At 72.0% G+C, this 22008-nt stretch carries 21 protein-coding genes; 7 read left to right on the top strand and 14 right to left on the bottom strand.

Annotation, left to right across the window (positions count from 1 at the left end; translation table 11 throughout):
* Window positions 1-66 precede the first annotated feature (66 nt).
* The 4 genes from ABZY45_RS26300 to ABZY45_RS26315 are packed head-to-tail and all read right to left on the bottom strand — an operon-like array spanning window position 67 to window position 4735.
* The gene (locus ABZY45_RS26300) at window positions 67-1716 is read right to left on the bottom strand and encodes a (2,3-dihydroxybenzoyl)adenylate synthase (protein ID WP_356743591.1); all 1650 of its coding nucleotides are present in this window, start codon (window positions 1714-1716) and stop codon (window positions 67-69) included.
* Window positions 1713-2912, bottom strand: coding sequence for an isochorismate synthase DhbC (gene dhbC, locus ABZY45_RS26305; RefSeq protein WP_356743593.1), 1200 nt, complete (start codon window positions 2910-2912; stop codon window positions 1713-1715). The genes ABZY45_RS26300 and dhbC overlap by 4 nt, the downstream gene beginning before the upstream one ends.
* A 54-nt stretch (window positions 2913-2966) precedes the next feature.
* On the bottom strand, window positions 2967-3755 hold the full coding sequence (locus tag ABZY45_RS26310) for a 2,3-dihydro-2,3-dihydroxybenzoate dehydrogenase (RefSeq protein ID WP_356743595.1): 789 nt from the start codon (window positions 3753-3755) through the stop codon (window positions 2967-2969).
* The gene (locus ABZY45_RS26315; protein WP_356743597.1) at window positions 3752-4735 is read right to left on the bottom strand and encodes an iron-siderophore ABC transporter substrate-binding protein; all 984 of its coding nucleotides are present in this window, start codon (window positions 4733-4735) and stop codon (window positions 3752-3754) included. The genes ABZY45_RS26310 and ABZY45_RS26315 overlap by 4 nt, the downstream gene beginning before the upstream one ends.
* 161 nt (window positions 4736-4896) lie before the next feature.
* Between ABZY45_RS26315 and ABZY45_RS26320 the strand changes: the two genes are divergently transcribed.
* From ABZY45_RS26320 to ABZY45_RS26330, 3 genes are read left to right on the top strand one after another with little or no spacing between them, the layout of a single operon-like run.
* On the top strand, window positions 4897-5982 hold the full coding sequence (locus ABZY45_RS26320) for an iron ABC transporter permease (RefSeq protein ID WP_356743599.1): 1086 nt from the start codon (window positions 4897-4899) through the stop codon (window positions 5980-5982).
* Window positions 5979-7067, top strand: a complete 1089-nt coding sequence (locus ABZY45_RS26325) for an iron ABC transporter permease (RefSeq protein WP_356743601.1) — start codon at window positions 5979-5981, stop codon at window positions 7065-7067. Before ABZY45_RS26320 ends, ABZY45_RS26325 begins: the two co-directional genes overlap by 4 nt.
* Window positions 7068-7075: 8 nt before the next feature.
* Window positions 7076-7894, top strand: coding sequence for an ABC transporter ATP-binding protein (locus ABZY45_RS26330; RefSeq protein ID WP_356743603.1), 819 nt, complete (start codon window positions 7076-7078; stop codon window positions 7892-7894).
* A gap of 155 nt (window positions 7895-8049) precedes the next feature.
* Here the strand turns inward: ABZY45_RS26330 and ABZY45_RS26335 are convergent, their stop codons facing one another.
* The 6 genes from ABZY45_RS26335 to ABZY45_RS26360 all read right to left on the bottom strand — a co-directional run bounded on the left by ABZY45_RS26335 (window position 8050) and on the right by ABZY45_RS26360 (window position 12486).
* Window positions 8050-8457, bottom strand: a complete 408-nt coding sequence (locus tag ABZY45_RS26335) for a PLDc N-terminal domain-containing protein (RefSeq protein WP_356743605.1) — start codon at window positions 8455-8457, stop codon at window positions 8050-8052.
* Window positions 8458-8527: 70 nt separating this feature from the next.
* The gene (locus tag ABZY45_RS26340; protein ID WP_356743607.1) at window positions 8528-9022 is read right to left on the bottom strand and encodes an FBP domain-containing protein; all 495 of its coding nucleotides are present in this window, start codon (window positions 9020-9022) and stop codon (window positions 8528-8530) included.
* Window positions 9023-9072: 50 nt separating this feature from the next.
* On the bottom strand, window positions 9073-9579 hold the full coding sequence (locus ABZY45_RS26345) for an NUDIX domain-containing protein (protein ID WP_356743609.1): 507 nt from the start codon (window positions 9577-9579) through the stop codon (window positions 9073-9075).
* 94 nt (window positions 9580-9673) lie between these two features.
* Window positions 9674-10573, bottom strand: a complete 900-nt coding sequence (locus ABZY45_RS26350; RefSeq protein ID WP_356743611.1) for a hypothetical protein — start codon at window positions 10571-10573, stop codon at window positions 9674-9676.
* Window positions 10570-11589 (bottom strand): SPFH domain-containing protein, encoded by a 1020-nt coding sequence (locus tag ABZY45_RS26355; protein WP_356743613.1) that lies wholly within the window; start codon window positions 11587-11589, stop codon window positions 10570-10572. The genes ABZY45_RS26350 and ABZY45_RS26355 overlap by 4 nt, the downstream gene beginning before the upstream one ends.
* A gap of 255 nt (window positions 11590-11844) precedes the next feature.
* Window positions 11845-12486, bottom strand: coding sequence for a TetR/AcrR family transcriptional regulator (locus ABZY45_RS26360; protein ID WP_356743614.1), 642 nt, complete (start codon window positions 12484-12486; stop codon window positions 11845-11847).
* A 162-nt stretch (window positions 12487-12648) separates the two neighbouring features.
* On the opposite strand from ABZY45_RS26360, the gene ABZY45_RS26365 reads away from it, so the two are divergent.
* Together ABZY45_RS26365 and ABZY45_RS26370 are read left to right on the top strand one after the other, a co-directional pair.
* Window positions 12649-13464 (top strand): phosphatase PAP2 family protein, encoded by an 816-nt coding sequence (locus tag ABZY45_RS26365; protein WP_356743616.1) that lies wholly within the window; start codon window positions 12649-12651, stop codon window positions 13462-13464.
* Complete coding sequence (locus ABZY45_RS26370; protein WP_356743617.1) at window positions 13461-14555, top strand: hypothetical protein; 1095 nt, start codon at window positions 13461-13463, stop codon at window positions 14553-14555. Before ABZY45_RS26365 ends, ABZY45_RS26370 begins: the two co-directional genes overlap by 4 nt.
* Before the next feature lie 119 nt (window positions 14556-14674).
* Here ABZY45_RS26370 and ABZY45_RS26375 read toward each other — a convergent pair whose 3' ends face one another.
* Window positions 14675-15214 carry a PadR family transcriptional regulator gene (locus tag ABZY45_RS26375; RefSeq protein ID WP_356743618.1) on the bottom strand — a complete coding sequence of 180 codons (540 nt, stop codon included), beginning with the start codon at window positions 15212-15214 and terminating at the stop codon, window positions 14675-14677.
* Between the two features lie 33 nt (window positions 15215-15247).
* Window positions 15248-17263: an NADPH-dependent 2,4-dienoyl-CoA reductase gene (locus ABZY45_RS26380; protein ID WP_356743619.1), complete on the bottom strand. Its 2016-nt coding sequence runs from the start codon at window positions 17261-17263 to the stop codon at window positions 15248-15250.
* A gap of 333 nt (window positions 17264-17596) precedes the next feature.
* Between ABZY45_RS26380 and ABZY45_RS26385 the strand changes: the two genes are divergently transcribed.
* Both ABZY45_RS26385 and ABZY45_RS26390 read left to right on the top strand, forming a co-directional pair.
* The gene (locus ABZY45_RS26385; RefSeq protein ID WP_356743621.1) at window positions 17597-18148 is read left to right on the top strand and encodes a DoxX family membrane protein; all 552 of its coding nucleotides are present in this window, start codon (window positions 17597-17599) and stop codon (window positions 18146-18148) included.
* Between the two features lie 42 nt (window positions 18149-18190).
* Window positions 18191-19033, top strand: coding sequence for a DUF1206 domain-containing protein (locus tag ABZY45_RS26390; RefSeq protein ID WP_356743622.1), 843 nt, complete (start codon window positions 18191-18193; stop codon window positions 19031-19033).
* Between the two features lie 53 nt (window positions 19034-19086).
* Here ABZY45_RS26390 and ABZY45_RS26395 read toward each other — a convergent pair whose 3' ends face one another.
* Together ABZY45_RS26395 and ABZY45_RS26400 are read right to left on the bottom strand one after the other, a co-directional pair.
* On the bottom strand, window positions 19087-20466 hold the full coding sequence (locus ABZY45_RS26395) for a deoxyribodipyrimidine photo-lyase (RefSeq protein WP_356743623.1): 1380 nt from the start codon (window positions 20464-20466) through the stop codon (window positions 19087-19089).
* Window positions 20463-21974, bottom strand: a complete 1512-nt coding sequence (locus ABZY45_RS26400) for an SDR family oxidoreductase (protein ID WP_356743811.1) — start codon at window positions 21972-21974, stop codon at window positions 20463-20465. Before ABZY45_RS26400 ends, ABZY45_RS26395 begins: the two co-directional genes overlap by 4 nt.
* Between the last annotated feature and the right edge of the window lie 34 nt (window positions 21975-22008).

A 22008-nucleotide genomic window follows, 5' to 3' on the forward strand; every position in this document is an offset into this window, starting at 1 on the left:
GGTGGAACCTTTCGGTGCCGCTCGGGGCGGAACTCGGTGCTGATCTCGTTGCTGGGCGTACGGGACTCAGGGCCGGGCGGACGCGGCGGGGCCGGGGGTGGCTTCGGAGCGCAGACCCTTCTTGCTGACCTTGCCGATGCCGGTCTGCGGGAAGGCCTCGACGAACTCGACGAGGTCGGGAACCTTGTAGGCCGCCACACCGCGTTCGCGCACGAGGCGCTTGATCGCGGCCGGCTTCAGGACCTCGGCCCCCTCGCGCAGGATGACGTAGGCGAGGGTGCGCTCACCGAGGTACTCGTCGGCCACGCCGACGACGGACACGTCGTGCACCGAAGGGTGGGCGAGGATGATGTTCTCGATCTCCTCCGGAGCGACCTTCTCGCCGCCGCGGTTGATCTGGTCCTTTGCGCGCCCCTCGACGACCAGGTGTCCTGTCGGGGTGCGGCGCACGATGTCACCGGTGCGGTAGAAGCCGTCCGCGGTGAAGGCCTTCGCGTTGTGCTCCGGCGCACGCCAGTATCCGCGGATCGTGTACGGACCACGGGTCAGCAGATGGCCGAAACCGCCCTCGGGGACGTCCTCGCCGGCGTCGTCGACGATCCGGACCTCGTCGTCCTCGGAGATCGGCCTGCCCTGGGTGGTGACCACGGTCTCGTGGTCGTCGTCCAGACGCGTGTAGTTGACCAGGCCCTCGGCCATGCCGAAGACCTGCATGAGCCGGCATCCGAGCGCGGGCTCCAGCCTGCGTGCCGCCGACTCGCTGTACTTGGCGCCGCCGACGAGGACCAGCTCCAGGCTCGACAGGTCGTGCGCGGTGTCCTGGCCGGCCTCCGTCCACACCAGGGCGAGGGGAGGCACCATGCCGGTCATGGTGACGCGCTCGCGCTCGACGAGTGCGAAGGCCGTCGCCGGGTCGGGCATGGGGCACATGACCACCGTCCCCCCGGCGTACAGCGTGCCGAGCCAGCCCGGCGAGCTCATGGGGAAGTTGTGGGCGGCGGGGAGCACCACGAGGAAGCGGGTGTCACCGTCGACGCCGCAGATCTCGTTGGACCCGCGAAGCGAGTAGATGTAGTCGTCGTGCGTCCGGGGGATGAGCTTCGGGACCCCCGTCGTGCCGCCCGACAGCTGGAGGAACGCCAGATCGCCGGGCGCGGGCTCGTGCCCGGTGTCCACGGGGGCGCACGGAACCTCCGAGAGCGCCGTGTGTTCCCCCGGCGAGCCGACGACGAACACGTGCTCCAGGCTCGGCGTGCGCTCCTTGACCTTCGACGCGAGCGCGAGGTGGTCGAAGCCGGCGTGCCGGTCCGGGATCACGTACGCGACGGCCTCGGTGAACGAGCAGAAGTACTCGATCTCCGTCTCCCGGTGCGCGGGCAGCGCGTAGACGGGCAGCGCGCCGATCCGGAAGAGCGCGAAGACGACCTCGACGAACTCGGCGATGTTCGGAAGCTGTACGACGACCCGGTCGCCCGGGGAGATGCCGCGTGCCGCGAAGCCGGCCGCCAGGCGGGAGGCACGTGCGTCCAGTTCTCCGTACGTCCACTCGCGTCGCTCGGGGGCAGGGTCGACGATGGCGACACGGTCGGGGTGGGCGGCGGCACGCTCGCGCAGCACGCCGCCGAACGTCTCGCCGCGCCAGTGGCCGGCCGCGCGGTAGCGCTCGGCGAACTCGGCCGGCCAGGTGGGCGCGTCGGCACTCGGGGAGGTGGTCACAGGGCGGCTCCCACGGCGCTCAGGAACGTACGAAACTTGGCCCCGGTCTCCGCCGTCTCGGCGGCCGGCGAGGACTCGGCCACCACACCGGCCCCGGCGAACAGCCGCAGGGTGCGGCCTTCGGCCTCGGCACAGCGGATCGTCACGACCCAGTCCCCGTCGCCGTCCGCGTCCTGCCAGCCGACCATGCCCGTGTACGCCCCCCGGTCGAAGGGCTCGGAGTCCGCGATGACCTGACGGGCCACATCGGTCGGGGTGCCGCAGACCGCCGGGGTGGGGTGCAGGGCCGACGCCAGGTCGAGGGCGGTGGACGAGGGGTCGCGCAGCTCTCCGGTCAGGGTCGTCGACAGGTGCCACATGGCGGCGGTGCGTATGAGGGTGGGGCGTTCGGGCACGTCCAGGCTCACGCAGAACGGGGCGAGTGCCTCGCGGATGGCGTCGACGACGACCGCGTGCTCGTGGAGGTCCTTCGGCGAGTCGAGCAGCGCAGCGGCCCTGCGGACGTCCTCCGCCAGATCGCTGCTGCGCGGTGCGGAGCCCGCCAGCGGGTTGGCGACCAGCTGGGAACCCCGGCGCGCCACGAGGAGCTCGGGGCTTGCTCCCACGAGCGTACGGCCCGGGCCGCTGGGAACGGCGAAGGTGTAGCCCTCCGGGTCCCGGCGGGCCAGCCGGCTCAGCATGGCCGGCAGGTCGAGGTCACGCGCCGAGGTCAGTTCGAGGGTGCGGGCGAGGACGACCTTGTCGAACTCCCCGGAGCGCATCCGCTTCACGGCGGCGGCGACCGCCTCGGAGTAGTCGGCAGCGGCCGGTACCTCGCGTATCCGCCAGTCGTCGCCCTGCTCCACGTCGGGGCCCTGCAGGGCGATGAGCGGGTCGGCGCGCAGGGCGCCGGCCCACCGGACGGTCTCCGGGACGGCGAGGAACGCCTCACCGTCCGGGAGGAACGGTACGGAGCCGACGACGACCGGCGCGGGATCGCCCGCGCTCCGGGCGGCGTCCAGGGCCTCCCGCACCCGCAGGGCCAGAGGCCGGGCGTCGTGCGGCACCGTGGCACGGGTGCCGGAGCCGAGCAGGGTGTGCCGGGGAGTGGCGAGGAAGCGGTCCGTGCCGGGCCGGTAGGCCTCCAGCAGGGCGGTCGCAACGCCGGGGGCGCTGTGTGGGGGAGCAGCGGCTGGGACGCGCAGAGAGGCAGACATGGGTGGTCTCCAGGGGGATGGCTCGAACTGCGGCAGGGGACGACGGTGCGGGGTTCAGGCCCGCAGGGTGGCTCCGCCGTCGACGTACAGGTCGTGCATGGTGATGTGGCGGGCGCGGTCGGACGCCAGGAAGGCGACCGCGTCGGCGATGTCCGAGGGGTCCGCGATCCGGCCGAGGGGAATACCGGTGCGGTACGTCGTGGGGTCGCCCTCGACGACGCGTCGGGCGGATTCCTCCTCGGCGCCCGCCGTCCACATGCCGCGCTGCATGTCGGTCAGGGTCGATCCGGGGGAGACGGTATTGCACCGCACGCCCCGGGACGCCACTTCGAGGCCCAGGCACTTGGTGAACATCACGGCAGCGGCCTTGGAGGCCGCGTACGCCGACATGTTCGTGCGGGGGATGCCCGCGGCGTTGGACGCGACGGTGACGATGCTGCCCGAACCCCGCCCGGCCATCCGGCGGGAGACGGAGCGTGAGACGTGGAAGACCCCATGGGTGTTGACGGCGAAGGTCGCCGCCCACTCCTCGTCCGGCATGTCGGCGACCGGCGAACTGCTCAGGACACCGGCCACGTTGACCGCGATGTCCAGCGGGCCGAGGGCGGCCTCCGTCTCCGCCACGAGGCTCTCGACCGCCGCGGCGTCCGTCACGTCGAGGGTGCGGGCGGTCACCTGGCCGTCGTACGTCCTGGCGAGCGTGGCGACGCCCTCCTCGGTCAGGTCGGTGGCGAGGACGCGGGCCCCGCGGCCGGCGAGGGCATGCACGACCGCCTCACCTATGCCGCGGCCCGCGCCCGTCACGAGGGCGAACCGGCCCGCGAACTCCTGATCGGCGGTCACTTGACCATGGCCTTCCGGATGTCGTCGAGGACCGAGACGGCTGCCTGGGCGCCACCGAGGCTCGTCCACTTGGTCCCGTCGATGACGGTGGCGTGCTTGTCGCGCACGGCGCCCAGCTGCTCGTAGGCGGGCTTCTTGGCCAGTTCGCCGAGCAGGTCGGCGTCAGTGGTCGCGTCGAGGGAGCCGATGAACAGCCAGTCGCCGTCGATCTCCGCGAGGTTCTCGTCGCTCAGCGGCGTCGAGTGGCCCTCGCCCTGCTCGTTCTGGATGCCCGGGCGCTTGAAGCCGAGGTCCTTCAGGACGTCACTGATGAAGACGCCCTGCTGCATGACGGCGGTGCCCTTGGCCGAGTAGCGGGCCACGGAGACGCTCGCGCCCGCCTGCGGCCCGAGGTCGCTCTTGAGAGCCGAGGCCTTGGTCTCGTAGTCGGAGAGGAACTTCTCGGCCTCGTTCGACCTGCCGAGCGTCGTGCCGGTGAGCTGGAGTGCTTTCTTCCAGTCCTTGGTGTCGTCGATGGTCACGACGGTGGGCGCGATCTTACGGAGCTGCTCGAGCACCTGCTCGTCGGCGAGCTGTCCGGCCAGGATCACGTCCGGCTTCGCCTGGACGACCTTCTCGATGTCCGGGCCGGTGACGGCGCCCACCACCGGGATGCTCTTCGCCTGCTCCGCGAGGTACTGCGGAGCGCCCTTCTGGCCGCGCCCCGCGGTCAGGCCCACCGGCTCGACGCCCAGGGCGAGGGACGCGTCCAGGTCCATCTCGCTGAGGGCGACCACGCGCTTCGGCGCGGCGGGGACCTCCACCTTCGTCCCGGCCGCGTCGGTGACCTGAGTGGTCGCCGCGGCGCCCGTGCCGGCGGCTTCGGCCTTGTCGTCGGAGGATCCGCAGGCGCTCAGGGTGAGAGCGCAGAGGGTGAACAGCGTGGCGGACACAACGGGACGTGCGATACCGCGGGACGAGAGGGACGAATACGGCGCCATGGCCTGGGATCTCCATTTGCATTCAGACGAATTCGGTTCCGGCCGGGCGCTCTCCGGAACGTTGACCGGAGAGAAGCGGCACGCAGCGCGCCACTTCAGGGCACAGGTGTGCCCCGGGACCCGTCAGAACCGGACGAGCTCGATTAGGTTAGGCTACCCTTATGTCGATAGCGCAAGGGGGTCGGCCAAGATCAGCCGGATCCCGCCCATCCGAGAGCCCTCCTCGCCAGGAGCGCCCAATCGCCTGGGCCACCACCGGACTTCTTCTCCTGCTCGCGGCACTCGTGCTGCTCTCCCTCGTCATCGGCACCGGTGAGAGCGCCGTCGGGCGGGCCTGGGACTTCCTCGTGGGCGACCCCGCCGCCCGCGCGGACGCCCAGGTCCGGCTGGCCGTCATGGACGTTCGGCTGCCGCGCACTCTCGCCGCCCTTCTCGTGGGCGTCTGCCTGGGCGCAGCCGGATGTCTGCTCCAGGCCGCGACCCGCAACCCGCTCGCCGAGACGGGCCTCCTGGGCGTCAACTCCGGAGCCGCCTTCGCCGTTGTGCTCGGGCTCACTTTCTTCGGCGCCGACTCCCCGGGCGCGCTGCTCGTCTGGGCGCTCGTCGGCGGCATGGCGGCGAGCGCCGTCGTCCTCCTGTTCGCCGGGTCGGGACGTACGGCGGGTTCACCTCTGCGGCTCGTCCTGGCCGGTTCCGCACTGGGCGCGACCTTCCACGGCTGCACCTCCTACGTGCTGCTCGGGACCCAGTCCACCTTCGACACCTATCGCTACTGGACGATCGGCTCGCTCGCCGGGGTCGAGATCTCCGACCTCGTCCCCCTCCTGCCGCTGGTCGCTCTCGGCCTGCTCGTCGCCCTCGGCTCGGCACGCCCCCTGTCGGCGCTCGGCCTCGGGGACGACGGAGCCCGCTCGCTCGGTCATCACCCCGGCCGCATCCGGCTCGTGGTCGCCGGAGCGGTCACGCTGCTCACCGGCTGCGCGGTCGCCGTCGCCGGTCCCATCGCCTTCCTCGGCCTGCTGGCCCCCTACGCCGCGAGGGCACTGACCGGGCCCCGCATGACGGCCCAACTCGCCCTGTCCGCACTCATCGCGGCCGACATCATGATCCTCGCCGACATCCTGGCCCGGATCGTCATCCGCCCCTGGGAGACCCCCGTCAGCGTGCTGCTCGCCTTCGTCGGAGGCCCCCTGCTCATCTGGATCGCCCGCTCCTCCCGCCTGTCCACCGCGGGGGCCGAGGCGTGAGCGACCTGAGCAAGGCCGGGGACCAGGTCCGGCACACCACCGATGTGACACCCCCCGACAGCGTCGTCGTGCGCACCGGCACCCTCTCCTGGCTCCTGCCGCGCCGCAGCGCCCTCGCCGCCGCGCTGCTCCTGCCCGTCCTCGTCGTGCTCGTGGCCCTGGCGGTGATGGCGAGTTCGACCGGGATGAGCCTGTCCCAGACGGTCTCGGGGCTCCTCGGCACCGGCGACGCCGGAACCGTGATGATCGTGCGGGAGTTCCGGCTGCCCCGGATCTTCACCGGGCTGATGGTCGGGGCCGCACTCGGCATCGCCGGATGCCTCACCCAGACCCTGGCCGGCAACCGCCTCGCCACCCCCGACCTGGTCGGCGTCAACGACGGCGCCACGGCGGCCGTGGTCGCCGCCGCCGCGGGGTCCACCACCGGCATGGTGGGCGACTGGTGGCTCGGCCCGATCGGCGCCGTCGTGGCCGCGGCGATCGTCGTCCTGTGCGCGGGCGGAGCCGGAAGCGCCGGTTACCGGGTGCTCGTGACCGGTATCGGCGTCTCCACGTTCATCGGCGCGGTGAGCGACCTGATCATGTCCCGCGAGAACGACAACACCGCGGGCGGAGTCTTCCTCTGGACCGTCGGCAGCCTCAACGGCCGGGACTGGGGCGTCGGTACGCCACTGGCGATCGTCCTGCTGGTCCTGGTGCCGCTCGCCCTCGCGGCCGGGCACCGGCTGCAACTCCTGCGCTTCGACGACGACATGGCCGCCTCGCTCGGCGTCGATCTGCGACGTCTGCGGGCGGGCGCCCTGGCACTCGCCGTCGCACTCGCGGGCACGGCCGTCGGCGTCGGCGGTCCCATCGCCTTCGTCGCCCTTGCCGCGCCCGTCCTGGCCCAGCGGCTCGCGGGCCCCACCCGCGTCCCGGTCATCGGCTCGGCGCTGACCGGCGCGGCCCTGATCGCCGCGGCCGATGCGCTGGGACGCGTCGCCGCACCCGTCGAACTGCCCGTCGGCGTCGTCACCAGCGTCCTCGGCGGACCCTTCCTGCTCTGGGTCCTGTTCCGCCCGGACCGTGCCACCGGAAAGGCCTGACCAACCTCATGACCGACACACCCCGCGAGCCCGTGCCCGGACTCGAAGTCAGCGCTCTGCGCGCCGGATACCCCGGCCGCCCCGTCGTCGACGACGTCGACCTCACCGTCCCCGCGGGCCAGGTCGTCGCGATCGTGGGCCCCAACGGTTGCGGGAAGTCGACGCTGCTGCGCACCGTCGCGCGGCTGCACCGCCCTGACGCGGGCACCGTCCGGATCGGCGGCCAGGACATCTGGGAACTCAGCCGCCGCCGGGCCGCCCACAGCGTCGCGCTGCTGCCCCAGTCGCCCCGCGCCCCCGAAGCCGTCACGGTGGCGGGGCTCGTACGCTACGGCCGCCACCCCCAGCAGGGTCTGCTGCGCCAGTGGTCCCGGGAGGACGAGAACGCCGTACGCGACGCGCTCGAGGCCACCGGCACGACGGAACTGGCCGCCGAGCGCCTCGACAGGCTCTCCGGCGGCCAGCGCCAGCGGTGCTGGCTGGCGATGGTCCTCGCCCAGCACACGCCGGTGATCCTGCTCGACGAACCGACCAGCGCCCTCGACCTCGGCCACGCCGTGGAAGTACTGGAACTGGTACGGGAGGTGGCCGCGGCGGGACGCACCGTCGTCATGGTCCAGCACGACCTCGTGGCCGCGGCTCGCTACGCCGACCTCCTCGTCGCCATGAAGGACGGACGGGTCGTCGCCCGGGGCAAGCCCCACGAGACGGTCGACGAGGCACTGGTGAAGGAACTCTACGGACTGGACGCGGACATACTCCGCGCACCCGGCGACGCCGCGCCCGTCGTCGTGCCGAGGAGCAGTCGGCTCACGCAGCTGCCGTGACGGCCCTCGCCCGCGTACGGCCGGGCGCTCTCGCCCCGTGCTCCGGCCCGGACGCGGGTCTCCCGCCCGGCTTCGGCCGCCGGGCGGGAGATGTGTGCTCAGGGCGCCGCTCAGGCGGTGCTGAGTGCGCGGTCGCGCGGTGCTGAGCGTGCCGGTCAGGCGAGGAGCTTGGTCTTGGCCTTGTCGTACTCCTCCTGGCTCAGGTGGCCGCGCTCCTTGAGTTCGGCGAGTTTGGCGAGGTCGGACACGTGACCGCCGCCGGAGCCCGCCTCTCCTTCGGGCCGCGCGGCCTGCCGCACGTACTGCCGGAAGGCGGCCTCGCGGTCCTCGGCCTGCTTGGCCTCGCGCCGGCCCATGCCTCGCCCACGTGCGATCAGGTAGACGAGTACGCCCACGTAGGGCAGCAGGATCACGAAGATCACCCAGGCCGCCTTGGCCCAGCCGTTCAGCGAGTGGTCCTGGAAGATGTCCGTGATCACCTTGAAGAGCAGGAAGAACCACAGCACCCAGAGGAACAGATACATCATGGTGAGGAAGGCGTTCAGGAGCGGATAGTCGTCCATGGGGCTACTCCGATCGTGCGGAATCTCCCTTATTGGTACATCCGACTTTGCACCACCGCATGTCCAGGTGTCAGGCGGAGAGGGTGTCGATGAAGGCCGTGAGCTTGCCCCTCGTCCGCTCGATCTGCTGCTCGACCGTCAGCGACTCCTCGAAGCGCCCGCCGGGGGCGGGGGACTTCTTCCCCCGTACGTACAGCGAGCAGTCGAGGTCGGTGCAGAGGTAGATGCCCACCGAGTTGCCGTCCCTGCCCGCCTGACCCGTCCTGCGGGCGGTCATGAGCGAGACGCCGTTGCCCGGGTGCGTGGTCAGGCAGACGGAACACATGCTCCGGTGCAGGAAGCCGCGCTGCCTGGAGGGAAAGCGCAGCGTGATGCCGGTCAGTTCGCCCCGCAGCTCCGTGACGATGTAGCTGCGGTCGGGCGCCGAGAGGTCGCGCCAGCCCAGGAAGTCCAGGTCGCCCCAGGGCTGCTCCTCGAGATCGCGGGGGAGCGGAAGGCGCTTCGCCTCTCCCTTGGAGCAATTGACGAAGGACGCCCGGATGTCCTGCTCACTGATGGCTCTCATGACCACGACGCTAACCTTGCCTATGAGCCCTAGGCAAATGGTTATCAGCTCTAGGGCTTTCCCTCGGCCGGAGCGATCCGCAGCAGATGGGCCGCGGGGTGCTCGATGCCCAGATCGGAACGCCACGCGGCGAGGATCTGCGCCGAGGGGTCGAAGAGCGGGCCCGGCAGTTCGCCGGGAGCGGTCCAGGACCACGCGCTGATGAGGTGTGGCTCGGTGACCTGGGCGATCGCCGACTCCACCCTCACCAGGGCGGCCATGCTGATGCGGTTGATGCCCCCGACCACGTCGTGCAGCATGGCGAAGACGTTCACGTCACGCTCGGGCACGTGCAGTCCGGTCTCCTCGCGGAGCTCACGGGCCGCCGCCGCCGCGACCGATTCGTGCGTGGGGTCGACCTTCCCGCCCGGCAGCTCCCAGGTGCCGCCCCGGTGCCTGCCGAGCAGGATCCTGCCCTCCGCGTCCTGCACGATGACCCCGACCCCGAAGGCGGCCTGGGCGAGCGGAGGGCGGGAGTTGCGTGCCGGGACGTCGAGGTCCACGGAATCGGTGGTCATGCGCTGCTCTTCTCCCCGGCTGACGGCCGACGGCTGACGGCCGACCGGATACGGAACCCCACGGACCCAGCCATCCTGTCCCGGACGGGCGGGCCTACGCCACCAGATTGAGGGTGGTGTCCGAGATCCCGAGCCGGACGGACTGGCCCCACGTCAACTCCAGCGCGTCGGATTCCATGCCGTCGCCGAAGACCACCATCCGGTCCGACTCGACGGTGAGTCTGAGCCCGTCCCGGGCCTCCAGCTGACCGGAGACCATCGATGTGCCTGTGGCGGGCGAGGGCCAGGCCTCGCGGACGAACCAGACCAGTCGCGGATCGGACGGCGCGGGCAGCCGCATCCGGCTGCCGCGCTCCAGCCAGAGGGAGCGCAGCCAGCCGGTGGAGCCCGTCCCCGTCCCGACCAGCACGCCCGAGGATGCCTGGGACTCCCCGGCGGCAGTGCTGCCGTCCGGACCGATGTGATAGCGCGCGGTCTGGTGGCCGGGCGGGCCCAGGTAGATCTCGTTGAGGGCCAGCAGCCGCTGGGTGTCGTCCGCGACGGCCTCCGCCATGGTGAGCGCGTCCACCCGGCCGCCGGCCGCGACGGCGGCCCGGCACAGGGCTGCCGCGTCCCGTGGCCGGTGGCGCACCAGGACGCCCGGATTGCGTCCTGGGTCGGTGTCGATGCCCACCACCGGCTGACCGGACAGGTACTTCGCCGCGTTGGCGACGAGGCCGTCCTGCCCGACCACGACCACGACGTCCTCCGGCCCGAACAGGAAACGGTCGAGGTCCGCGCGCTCGACCTGGGTCCGGCGCCAGCGCAGCGGCAGGGCGGCGGCCACCTCGTGCAGCGCCTGCGCGTTGCGGCGATGGCGCTCGGCCACCTCCTCGACGGACCGGCCGCGGCCGGCCAGCACGAAGGCGGCCTGGCCGTGGGTGCCGTGCCGGGCCAGCAGTTCCTCGTACTCGGTCGTGCGGTGCACCAGGACCGCGCGTGGGGCCAGGCTCACGCGTGAGCCTCCGGCTCCGGTCCCGGCCTGCCGAGCCTGGTGAGCAGGCCGGTGAGGACGTCGGGGGAGAGGGTCAGGCTGTCGATGCGGGGCAGGTTGTCGGCCAGTCGCGTCGCCGCCAGGGCGTGCAGCGTGCCGGGGTCCACGTCCGCGTGCGCCCGCAGCCAGGCCGACTGCGCCTCGGCGCGGGCAGCCCCGACCTCGCGGGCAGCCTCCGCCTCCGCGCGGGCCAGGCGCACCGTGCGGGCGGCCTCGGCCTCCGCGCGCACCCCGTCGGCGGCCGACTTCTCCTCGGCCTCCCGGCGGGCGTTGGTGCCGCGCTGGTCGACCAGCTGCTCCTCGCGGCGCGCCAGCTCGATCTTGCTGGCCAGCTCGTTCTCGGCGATCGCGCGCTCACGCTCGACGGCGACCGCCCGGCGTTCGTAGACCGACCTGTCGGCCTCCTGCTGGATCTGCTCCCTGGCCGGCGTACGCAGGGCCCGCTCCACCTCCGCCTCGGGGCGGATGGCGACGACCCGCACCGCGACCACGTCGATGCCGGTCCCGGGCAGCCGGGGTTCGGCGGCGAGACCGTCGGCCACCCGTTCCCGTACGGACGCGACGCCGTCCACCAGTGCGGTGGCGAGGGGGGTGCGGGCCAGGACGTCCAGGGTGTGCTGCTGCGCGGTCTCCGTGAGCAGGGTGGCGATCTGTTCCAGGGGTGCGCCGCGCCAGACACCGGTGTCGGGGTCGACCGAGAAGTCGAGACGGGTGGCGGCCACTGCGGGATCGCTGATCCGGTAAGTGACGGTGGCCTGCACCGTCACGTCCTGGAAGTCGGCCGTGCGGGCGTGGAACGCCATGGCCAGCTCCCGGTCGTCCACCGGGATCTCGGACAGCGCCGCGGACAGCGAGCGGTACCAGAAGCTCGCGCCCGGGCCGTCGTGGGTGAGCTTGCCGCGCTTGTGGTGGCGGATGTGCGCGGTGGGCGCGGAGCGCAGATGCCGCCAGCCGAGCCGCCGGGTGATGTCTGCCATGTCGGGACCCCCTCTTTCTCGTCATGGAGACGATAAACAAGAGTCTCTCATATCGTCAAGAGGACGAGAAGGGGGTGGTCGCGCCCGGCGGGAGGGGGGGCGGGTGGGGGTGATGTCGAATCGGGGGGGCAGGTGCCGAGTACGCGACCGGCCGGTGGTTTCGGGAAACCACCGGCCGACCGGGTGTGCGCCGTCCCCGTCCCCACGGTGCGGCGCAGGTGGACCGTCGTCATCCGCTCGGGCGACGGTCCACGTTCATCGGGCCCCGCTGCCGGGGGAGGCGGGCGGGGTGAGTCCGAGTGCGGGGAGCACCGCGCACTCGATGAAACGGGTGAGGAAGGCCTCGTCCGTGTACCGGCCCTCCAGGAGCGGCCTGGCACGCATGATGCCGAGGATCTGGGCGGCCACGTAGTCCGCCGCCGGGTTGTCGGCGTCGATCTCGCCGCGCCGGACCGCGCGCTCGACCATCGCGTCGATCGCGGCGATCGACGGGGCGATCAGTGCCGAGCGCAGTGCGCAGAGCAGGTCGGGGTTCTGCAGCGCGGCATGGCTGAGCGCGTGCATGAGCGCGGTGTCCGCGCCTGATGCCGCGTCCACCGCCCTTGCCGCCTCGTGCAGGTCACCGCTGAGGCTGCCGGTGTCGATGTCCGAGAGCAGGGTCCTTCGGGTGCCGTGCAGCGCGGCGACGACCAGTTCCGGCTTCGACCCCCACTGCCGGTACAGCGTGGACTTCCCGCATCGGGTGCGGGAGGCGATCCCCTCCATGGTCAGCGATTCGTAGCCGCTCTCCCGGAGCAGGTCCAGCACGGCGGTGTACAGCTCCTGTGCCCGCTCCGGTGTGATCTTCGACCGGCGTGACGCGGGTACGGACTCCTGTGCTGAACCGGGCGACGGCATGACTTCCCTCTCTGCGGCTGTGCGGCTGGGGACCCTCGATACGCCAGTGTACCGATACGCGCGTGTACCGATACGCCTACGTATCGGTACACTGGCGTATCGATACGGCGTGGAGTGGCCACGCCGACCTCGTAAGAGCGCACCGTCAGCAAAGGGGCACGGGTGATGCACACCCGCAGTGAGCCTGCGGAGCGGGAGCCGGACACCTCAGCCCGACCGCCCCTCGTCCGCGAGCTGCTACTGGTAGCCGGACTCTTCCTCGTCTACAAACTCGGCCGACAGGTCGCGACCGGCCACGTCGATGAGGCCTTCCACAACGCCGGACACATATGGAGCTTCGAACGGGCCGCGGGGCTCCCGGGTGAAGGGGCCGTGCAAGGCGTCCTGCTGCACAGCCACACCCTCGTGCAGGCGGCGAACACCTACTACGCGACCGTGCACTTCCCGGCCACGCTGGCCTTCCTGGTCTGGCTCTACTGGCGCAGGCCGCTCCACTACGTCTGGTCGCGCCGCATCCTGACGGCGATCACCGGCGCGGCGCTCGCCCTGCACCTGCTCTTCCCCCTCGCGCCGCCGCGCATGCTGCACGCCGCGGGCCTGGTCGACACCGGCCAGGTCTACGGCCCGACGGTCTACGCGGACAGCCCGGCGACCGACCCGATGTCCAACCAGTTCGCCGCCATGCCCTCCCTGCACTTCGGCTGGGCCCTCGTGGTCGCCGTCGGCCTGATCGTGGCCACCCGCTCCCGGTGGAGCATGCTGTGGCTGCTGCACCCGCTGCTCACGTTGTTCGTCATAGTGGGCACCGCCAACCACTACTGGCTCGACTCGATCGTGGTCTCCGCCCTGCTCGCCGTCGCCTACGCGGCGCTCAGGCTCCCCCGCACACCGGTCCTTCCCCCTCTTCCGTGGCCGTCCGCCGTCCCGGCCCAGGGCTACGCCTCGCCCGCGTACGCACGCGCGGGAGTGCGCCGATGAACGCCACACTCGTAGCCGTCGCCCTCTCCCTCGTGTCCGCCGGCGCCTACGCCTCCGCCGCCGTGGCACAGGCCAGGCTCGCCGGCCGCACCGAGCCCTCCGCCGGGGCGCTGCGGCTCATGGGCCGCGGAGCCTGGTGGTCGGCGGTCGGCCTGAACGCGGCAGGGGCACTGCTGCACGTCGCCGCGCTGAAGTACGGGCCGCTCACCCTGGTCCAGCCGCTCGGCGCGCTGACCCTCGTCGCCGCCGTCCCCCTCGGAGCCCGCTCCGCCGGCCGCAAGGTCAGCCGTACGGAATGGCGCGGAACGCTGCTGACCCTGCTCGGCCTCGCCGCGCTGCTCCTGGCGGCCGGCGGCGCCGCGCCGCACGACACGCTCACTCTCCCGGAGGCGGCGGGTGTCGGCGCCGTGACCATGGTGTTCGTCGCCGCCCTCAGCCGCCCGGGCACCCGGCCCGGCCTGCGGCACGCCGCGGCCTCGGGCATCACCTCCGGCGTGGCCTCCGCCCTCACCCAGACACTGACCGTCGCCGCCACCGATCACTCGGGGCCGTTGCTCAGCTGGCGACTGGTCACCGTGGCGCTGCTCGTCTCCTTCTTCGCGCTGGGCGGCCTGCTGCTCTCCCAGACCGCCTACCGGGGCGGACTCGGCGCTCCACTCGCCGTGGTCACCCTCGCCAACCCCGTGGCCGCCGCTGCCATCGGCCTGGTCCTGCTCGGCGAACGCCTCCAGGGCGGGCCGCTCGGACTGATCCCCGCGCTCGCCGGCGCCGCCGCCGCGGTGCGGGGCGTGTTCCTGCTCAGCCGCTCACACGCGGACGGTACGCCTGAGGGCGCTGCGGCGACGGGCCCGGCGGGTCCGGACGCGGCAGATGCGTACACCGTCGGCGCCGGCCTCAGCGGTGCCCGCGCCAGGGGTTCCGGCGGTGATCCGGGCGCCGTCCCGGACTCGGACGGGGGGACCGGCCCGTCGACGCGAGTCGTCATCGCCGCTCCGGCCTTCCCCACCGCCACGTCCCTCACCGCACCGCGCGGATCCGAACCGGTCGCCCTGTGGCCGGAACCGGTCGGCACGCCTGGCGGCCCGGGCTAGGGACGGGGCCCGGGCCGGAAAGCCGGTCCACGTGCCGGGCAGGCCGGGCGGGAACCGTACGCCACGCGGGAGTGGCGCAGGCAGGTCACGGGCCGTCCGGCAGTCGGGCATGCGGGGTGTCATCCGGCCGCACCCTCGAGGTCGCGGATCGCCCTGGTCAGCCAGCCGGTCCAGAACGTCTCCAGGTCGATGCCGCCACGCAGCACCAGATGACGCAGCCGGTCCTCGTCCGCGGTCCGCTCCGGAGGGAAGTCCCGCTCCTCGATCTCCAGATACTCCGCGAGCTGCTCCTGGTGCAGCGCGAGATGCCTGCGCAGCTCCACCGCGAGTCCTGGTGCCCCGACCACCGCCGCCGCCCGCATCCGGAGCAACAGCGGGTCGCGGACCGGTCGGGGGTCCTCCGCGAGCGAGACCCAGGACCTCAGCTCCTCGCGGCCCGCGGGCAGCACCTCGTACTCCTTCTTCTGCCCTCGGGCCGGCACCGCCGAGGGCAGGACCCGGATGTGCCCGGCGTGTTCCAGCTTGCCCAGCTCCCTGTAGATCTGCTGATGCGTGGAGGGCCAGAAGTAACCGATCGACCGGTCGAACCTGCGCGTCAGTTCGAGACCCGAGGACGGCTTCTCGAGCAGGGCGGTGAGGATCGCGTGGGGCAGGGACATGCGGTGCATCCTAGGGCGGTGGGTCCGGGCAGGTCACAGCTCCGCGGCGAGTTCCGTTCCCTGACGGATCGCGCGCTTGGCGTCCAGCTCCGCGGCCACGTCGGCGCCGCCGATCAGGTGTACGGGACGGCCCGCCGCGCGCAGCTCCTCGTACAGCTCACGCCGCGGTTCCTGACCCGCGCACAGCACCACCGTGTCGACCGGCAGCAGGTGCTGCTCGCCGTCGACGGTGAGGTGCAGGCCCTCGTCGTCGATCCGGTCGTAGGTGGCGCCCGCGATCATCGTCACGCCTCGGTGACGCAGCTCGGTCCGGTGGATCCAGCCGGTGGTCTTTCCGAGTCCGGCCCCGACCTTGGTCGCCTTGCGCTGGACGAGGTGGACGGTGCGCGGCGGCTTCGGTCGCTCCGGGGTCCGCAGCCCGCCACGGTCCGCGTAACCGGTGTCCACGCCCCACTGCCGGAAGAAGACCTCCGGGTCCAGGCTCGCCTCCTCACCTCCGTCGGTCAGGAACTCGGCGACGTCGAAGCCGATTCCGCCCGCGCCGACGACCGCCACGCGGTCGCCGACCGGCACGCCGTCGCGCAGGACGTCCAGGTAGCTGACCACGCTGGGATGGCCGACGCCGGGGATCGCGGGGGAGCGCGGTTCGACGCCGGTGGCCAGGACGACCTCGTCGAAGCCTTCGAGTGAGGAGGCCGTCGCCGGGGTGCCGAGCCGGAGTTCGATGCCCTCCTCGGCGATGCGCGTACGGAAGTAGCGCAGTGTCTCGGCGAACTCCTCCTTGCCGGGGACGCGGCGTGCGACGTTGAGCTGGCCGCCTATCCCGTCGGCCGCGTCGAACAGCGTCACCGCGTGTCCGCGCTCGGATGCGGTGACCGCGCAGGCCAGTCCGGCGGGGCCGGCTCCGACGACGGCGACGCGCTTGCGCGTGCGGGTCGGTGACAGCACCAGTTCGGTCTCGTGGCAGGCGCGGGGATTCACCAGGCACGAGGTGATCTGCAGGCTGAAGATGTGGTCCAGGCAGGCCTGGTTGCAGCCGATGCAGGTGTTGATCGCGTCGGCCCTGCCCTCGGCCGCCTTGGCGACGAAATCAGGGTCGGCGAGGAAAGGCCTCGCCATCGACACCATGTCCGCGCGGCCCGAGGCGAGGATCTCCTCGGCCAGCTCGGGGGTGTTGATGCGGTTGCTGGTCACGAGCGGCACGGAGACCGCGCCCCGGACCTTCTCCGTGACCCAGGTGAAGGCCCCGCGCGGAACGGAGGTGGCGATGGTCGGGATACGGGCCTCGTGCCAGCCGATACCGGTGTTGATGATGGTTGCCCCCGCCGCCTCGATCTCCCGGGCGAGGTGGACGACCTCCTCCAGCGTGGAACCGCCCGGCACCAGGTCCAGCATGGACAGGCGGTAGATCAGGATGAAGTCGGGCCCGATTCGCTCGCGAACCCGGCGCACGATCTCCACGGGGAAGCGGATGCGGTTCTCGTACGAACCGCCCCAGCGGTCCTCGCGGTGGTTGGTCGCGGCGACGATGAACTCGTTGATCAGATAGCCCTCGGAGCCCATGATCTCGACGCCGTCGTAGCCCGCGCGCCTGGCGAGTTCCGCCGCCCGGACGAAGTCCTCGATGGTCTCCTCGACCTCGTCGTCCGTCAGAGCGTGGGGGGTGAAACCGCTGATCGGGGCCTTGAGGGCGCTCGGTGCCACCAGATCCGGGTGATGGGCGTAGCGCCCGAAGTGCAGGATCTGCATCGCGATCCGGCCACCAGCCGCGTGCACGGCGGCGGTGACCTCCGCGTGCTGTTCCGCCTCCGCCTCCGTGGTCATCTTGGCGCCGCCGGGAAACGAGCACGCCCGCTCGCTGGGTGCGATACCGCCGGTGACCATGAGGCCCACGCCGCCGCGCGCACGGGCGGCGTAGAAGGCCGCCATCCGCTCGAATCCGCGCTCGACCTCCTCCAGACCGATGTGCATCGAGCCCATCAGCACCCGGTTCGGGAGCGTGGTGAACCCGAGGTCCAGCGGGCTCAGCAGGGTGGGGTAGGGGCTCATCCGGGTCTCCTCGCAGGTGTCGTCGAGCCAGTTCTAGAGCATCGGGAAGAGTTTGTGCAACTAGTTGCACAATGGCGTACGTCGCACTTGCTGACGTACGTTGCGCCGCCGGCGCGGCTCGCGGTCGCCGATCGTGCTGCGTCCTCGCCCGCGCGTCCAGCGGCGTGGCTGCCGCCCCTGCCGGCGTCTCGGACCCTCCCGCAGGCCCGGGCCCGGGCTCACGCGACGCGGCACCACGAATGGCCTAGCAGCATCCCGTCCCGCCACCACGCCAGGACGACAGTGGATCCGTACGGCTTCCTCGCGCCCCCTCCCTGTCGACAGGAGTCACCCATGACCTGCATCAACCGACGTGACCTCGGCCTCCTCGTACTCAGGGTCGGCACGGGAGCGGTCCTGGCGGCCCACGGCAGTCAGAAGCTGGCCGGATGGTTCGGTGGTGGCGGCATCGAGGGGACCACCGCCGCCATGGAGGCCATGGGCTTCCATCCGCCGAAGCACAGCGCCATGGCCGCGGGAATCGGTGAGGCGGGGGGCGGGGTTCTCCTTGCCCTCGGCCTCGCCACCCCGGCGGCCGGTGCCGCGGCGGCCGGCACGATGGCGGGAGCCGTCGCCGTGCACGCGCCCGCGGGTTTCTTCGCGACCGGCGGCGGTTACGAATACCCGGCGTTCCTCGGCTTCACCGCTGCTGCGATCGGGCTGACGGGCGCGGGACGCTACTCCCTGGACCACGCCACCGGGCACGCCCTGGACCGGCCGTGGGTCGTCGCCCTCGCGTTCGCGGGCAGCGCGCTCGCCGCGGCGGCCGTCGTCGGCCGCCGCGCCAAGGGGCAGGGCGAGGGTGAGGACGCGGGCGCGGGAGAACCTGCGGACGACAGCGCCTGACGCTCGCGCATTGATCGCCGTTTCAGGGGCATCCGGCAGTGCATGAATACGAACGCGCTGTCGATGAACGCACGGGGCCAGGCCAGACGGGCGGCCAACAGCCGCGCCATGGACGCCGGAGCCCGCGCCGGGTTCGTGGCCCGTGGTGTGATCTACCTCCTGGTCGGTCTGCTGTCCCTGCGAATCGCCTTCTCCGACGGGGGCGGGAAGCAGGCCGACCGCGGTGGCGCCATCGCGGAGATAGCCGAGAAGCCCTTCGGCAACCTGCTGCTGTGGGTGCTGGGTGTGGCTCTGGCGGGGATGGCCCTCTGGAGGCTCTCCGAGGCCTTCTTCGGGCAGGTGGGACCCGACGGGCACAAGGCGAAGAAGCGGGCGATGGCCGCGGCCCGCTTCCTCTTCTACACCTTCGTTTCGTACTCCGTGCTCTCCTACGCCGCGGGCGACCGGAGCAGCGGAAGCGGATCCAGCGACCAGCAGACCGATGACGTGACGGCACGGGCCCTCCAGTGGACGGGCGGCCAGTGGATCGTCGGAGTCGTCGGCGTCGCCGTGATCTGCGCGGGTCTCTGGATGGCTTTCCGGGCGGTCACGCGCAAATACCACAAGCACCTGAAGATGGCGGAGATGAGCAAGAAGACCCGTCAGGCCGTCGACGTGACAGGCGTCTTCGGCGGCACGGTCCGCGGTGCGGTCTTCGCCACAGCCGGCGGCTTCGCCGTCGCGGCCGCCGTCCAGCACGAACCGGGCCGCGCCAAGGGCATGGACGACACCCTGCGCTCCTTCACCGAGACCCCCGCGGGACCGTGGCTGCTCGTGCTGATCGCGCTCGGCCTCGCCGCGTTCGGTCTCTTCTCCTGGGCCAACGCGCGCTGGCGCAAGGTCTGAGCCCAGGGCCACGAGCCCGGTGCTGACGGACGGCGCGCTCGGCCGAGCGCGCCTCAGTCGAGTCCGCGCGCGTTCTTGAAGCGCGCCAGGGCTTCGGGAAGACCGACGAGGGGCTCCGGGTAGTCGTAGAGGGAGCGCTCGGCCTCCGGCAGCTTCCACGGTTCGTGTACGGCGGACCCGGGGATCCCCGTCAGCTCGGGCACCCAGCGGCGCACATAAGCCCCTTCCGGGTCGAACCGCTTGGCCTGGGTCACCGGATTCAGCACCCGGTTGGGCCGGGTGTCCGTGCCCGTCCCGGCCACCCACTGCCAGTTGAGCTGATTGTTGGCGATGTCCCCGTCGACCAGCAGCTCGAGGAAGTGGCGGGCGCCGGTGCGCCAGTCCACGTAGAGCGTCTTGGTGAGGAAACTCGCCGTCAGCAGCCGGCCCCTGTTGTGCATCCAGCCTTCGTGGAGCAGTTGGCGCATGGCCGCGTCGACCATCGGATACCCCGTGCGGCCCTCTTTCCACGCGGCTGTGTCGTCCGACGCCGCCCGTCCGGTGCGCCAGCTGTCCTGCCGCGGGCGGTAGTCGGTACGGGAGGCCGACGGACGTGCGGCCAGGACCTGGTGGTGGAAGTCGCGCCAGCACAGCTGCCGGACGAAGGCCTCGGCGCCCGGACCGCCCGTGGCGCGCGCCCGGCCGACCAGCTCGGCGGGGGACAGGGTGCCGAAGTGGATGTGCGGCGACAGCCGCGAGGTCCCGTCGCCCGCGAGATCGTCATGGCGGTCCTCGTAGGCCGAGAGCCCCTGGCGGAGCCATGCGGCGAACAGTCCGCGCCCCTCGGTCTCCCCGCCCTCGGCCAGCCCGGGGGAGCACCCCCGGATCCCGGACCGCGAGGGCACGGCCGCCGACCCCGGCCCCTCCGGTACCCGCACGGCCCGAGGTGCGCCGAACGGCGAGCGGATACCTTCGCCGGACCAGCGCCGGAAGTACGGGGTGAAGACGGAGAAGTGGTCCCTGCCCGCACCCGCGGGCACCACCACACCGGGGGCCACCGCTGTGACCACCGCGTCGTGCACCCGCAGACGGCAGCCCATGGACGTGAGCGCCTCGCGCAGCCGTTCCTCACGGCGGTGCGCGAAAGCGCTGACATCGGCCGCCATGTGGACCGCGTCCGCGCCGGTCTCCCTCACGATCCGGCCCACCTCGTCGACGACGTCACCCTCCCGGACGACCAGACGCCCGCCGCGCGCACGAAGACCCGAGTCCAGGTCCCGGAGGCAGTCGGCGAGGAAGGCGCGCCGGTTGGGCGCGCCGAACCCGGCGGCCTCCACCGCGTCGTCCAGGACGAACAGCGGAACGACCTCGTCCGCCGACGCGAGAGCCGCGTGCAGGGGCGGATGGTCGTGCAGCCGCAGATCGCCTGTGAAGAGGACCACCGCCACACTCACGATGCGACACCCGCCGTCCTCCTGGTCGCGGCCCGCGCGATGTTGCGGGCCATCCCGCCGAAGACCACCGCGTGGAAGGGGGACACACTCCACCAGTACGCGTGGCCGAGCAGCCCGTAGGGATGGAACACCGCCCGCTGCCGGTAACGGGAGCGGCCGTCCTTGCTCGGCTCGGCGTACATCTCCAGCCAGGCCAGGCCCGGCAGTCGCATCTCCGCCCGGAGCCGGAGCAGCCGCCCCGGTTCGATCTCCTCGACCCGCCAGAAGTCCAGCGAGTCGCCGACCCTCAGCCGTTGGGCGTCCCGTCTTCCCCGGCGCAGACCGACCCCGCCGATCAGCCGGTCCAGCCAGCCTCTGACCGCCCAGGCCAACGGGAACGAATACCAGCCGTTGTCACCGCCGATCCCCTCGATGACCCGCCACAGGGCGTCGGACGACGCGTCGACGTCGAGTTCCCGCACGTCCGTGTAGAGGCTCCCGCCCGCCCAGTCGGGGTCGGTGGGCAGCGGATCGCTGGGAATCCCCGGGGTGGAGGCGGACGACCACCGGGTCGTCACCCTGGCCTCGCGGACCCGCTGCAGGGCGAGCGAGAGGGCGGTGGCGAAGGAGAAGGGCTGTCCGGGTCCGTCGGGGACGTGCTCGGCGATGTCGTGCTCGTGGCACACGACCTCGTAGCGCAGGGACTCCGCGAGGGGGCGGGCGATCGACGCGGGGACGGGGGTGACCAGCCCGACCCAGTGGCTCGACAGGCCGGGCGACAGCATGGGCACCGGCAGGATCAGCCGGTGGCGGAGCTTGGCCACCTGCGCGTACTTCTGCATCATGTCGCGGTACGTCATCACGTCGGGCCCGCCGAGGTCGAAGGCGCGGTTCACCTCCGGGGGCATGTGGGCACTGCCCACGAGATAGCGCAGCACGTCCCGGACCGCGATCGGCTGGATCCGTGTCGATACCCAGCTGGGGGTGACCATGACCGGGAGGCGCTCGGTGAGATAGCGGAGCATCTCGAACGAGGCCGAACCCGAACCGATGATCACCGCGGCGCGCAGCGCGGTGGTCGGCACCCCGGACTCCAGCAGGATGCGTCCCACCTCGGCACGCGAACGCAGGTGCGGGGAGAGATCGCGCTCGGGCACATCGGGGGGAGTGAGCCCGCCCAGGTAGACGATGCGCCGGATACCCGCCGCTCTCGCCTGTTCGCTGAAGATGCGGGCCGCCTCGCGATCGGTCCTTTCGAACCCCGCTCCGCTGGTGAGGGCGTGCACCAGGTAGTACGCCACCTCGATGCCGCGCATCGCCGCCCGCACCGACTCCGCGTCGGTCACGTCACCTTTGACGATCTCGGCGTCGCCCGCCCACGGGTAGTCCCGCAGTTTGTCGGGGGTACGGGCCAGACAGCGCACCCGGTGCCCGGCGTCCAGCAGCTCGGGTACGAGGCGGCCCCCGATGTATCCCGTCGCGCCCGTCACCAGACACCGCAGTCCGCCGCTTTCGTCCTTGCTGTCCATGACCCCTCGCTCCGGCTCGTATGTCACTCGTCCA

Source organism: Streptomyces sp. NPDC006516 (assembly GCF_040611875.1).
Taxonomy (GTDB): domain Bacteria; phylum Actinomycetota; class Actinomycetes; order Streptomycetales; family Streptomycetaceae; genus Streptomyces.

What these genes read in the sequence shown, in the direction of transcription:
- ABZY45_RS26360 (WP_356743614.1), bottom strand. Translation starts at nt 12,486, where the DNA reads ATGCCGTCGCCCGGTTCAGCACAGGAGTCCGTACCCGCGTCACGCCGG.
- ABZY45_RS26370 (WP_356743617.1), top strand. Translation starts at nt 13,461, where the DNA reads ATGAACGCCACACTCGTAGCCGTCGCCCTCTCCCTCGTGTCCGCCGGC.
- ABZY45_RS26355 (WP_356743613.1), bottom strand. Translation starts at nt 11,589, where the DNA reads ATGGCAGACATCACCCGGCGGCTCGGCTGGCGGCATCTGCGCTCCGCG.
- dhbC (WP_356743593.1), bottom strand. Translation starts at nt 2,912, where the DNA reads ATGTCTGCCTCTCTGCGCGTCCCAGCCGCTGCTCCCCCACACAGCGCC.
- ABZY45_RS26400 (WP_356743811.1), bottom strand. Translation starts at nt 21,974, where the DNA reads ATGGACAGCAAGGACGAAAGCGGCGGACTGCGGTGTCTGGTGACGGGC.
- ABZY45_RS26330 (WP_356743603.1), top strand. Translation starts at nt 7,076, where the DNA reads ATGACCGACACACCCCGCGAGCCCGTGCCCGGACTCGAAGTCAGCGCT.
- ABZY45_RS26380 (WP_356743619.1), bottom strand. Translation starts at nt 17,263, where the DNA reads ATGAGCCCCTACCCCACCCTGCTGAGCCCGCTGGACCTCGGGTTCACC.
- ABZY45_RS26340 (WP_356743607.1), bottom strand. Translation starts at nt 9,022, where the DNA reads ATGAGAGCCATCAGTGAGCAGGACATCCGGGCGTCCTTCGTCAATTGC.
- ABZY45_RS26335 (WP_356743605.1), bottom strand. Translation starts at nt 8,457, where the DNA reads ATGGACGACTATCCGCTCCTGAACGCCTTCCTCACCATGATGTATCTG.
- ABZY45_RS26345 (WP_356743609.1), bottom strand. Translation starts at nt 9,579, where the DNA reads ATGACCACCGATTCCGTGGACCTCGACGTCCCGGCACGCAACTCCCGC.
- ABZY45_RS26320 (WP_356743599.1), top strand. Translation starts at nt 4,897, where the DNA reads ATGTCGATAGCGCAAGGGGGTCGGCCAAGATCAGCCGGATCCCGCCCA.
- ABZY45_RS26315 (WP_356743597.1), bottom strand. Translation starts at nt 4,735, where the DNA reads ATGGCGCCGTATTCGTCCCTCTCGTCCCGCGGTATCGCACGTCCCGTT.
- ABZY45_RS26375 (WP_356743618.1), bottom strand. Translation starts at nt 15,214, where the DNA reads ATGTCCCTGCCCCACGCGATCCTCACCGCCCTGCTCGAGAAGCCGTCC.
- ABZY45_RS26390 (WP_356743622.1), top strand. Translation starts at nt 18,191, where the DNA reads ATGAATACGAACGCGCTGTCGATGAACGCACGGGGCCAGGCCAGACGG.
- ABZY45_RS26385 (WP_356743621.1), top strand. Translation starts at nt 17,597, where the DNA reads ATGACCTGCATCAACCGACGTGACCTCGGCCTCCTCGTACTCAGGGTC.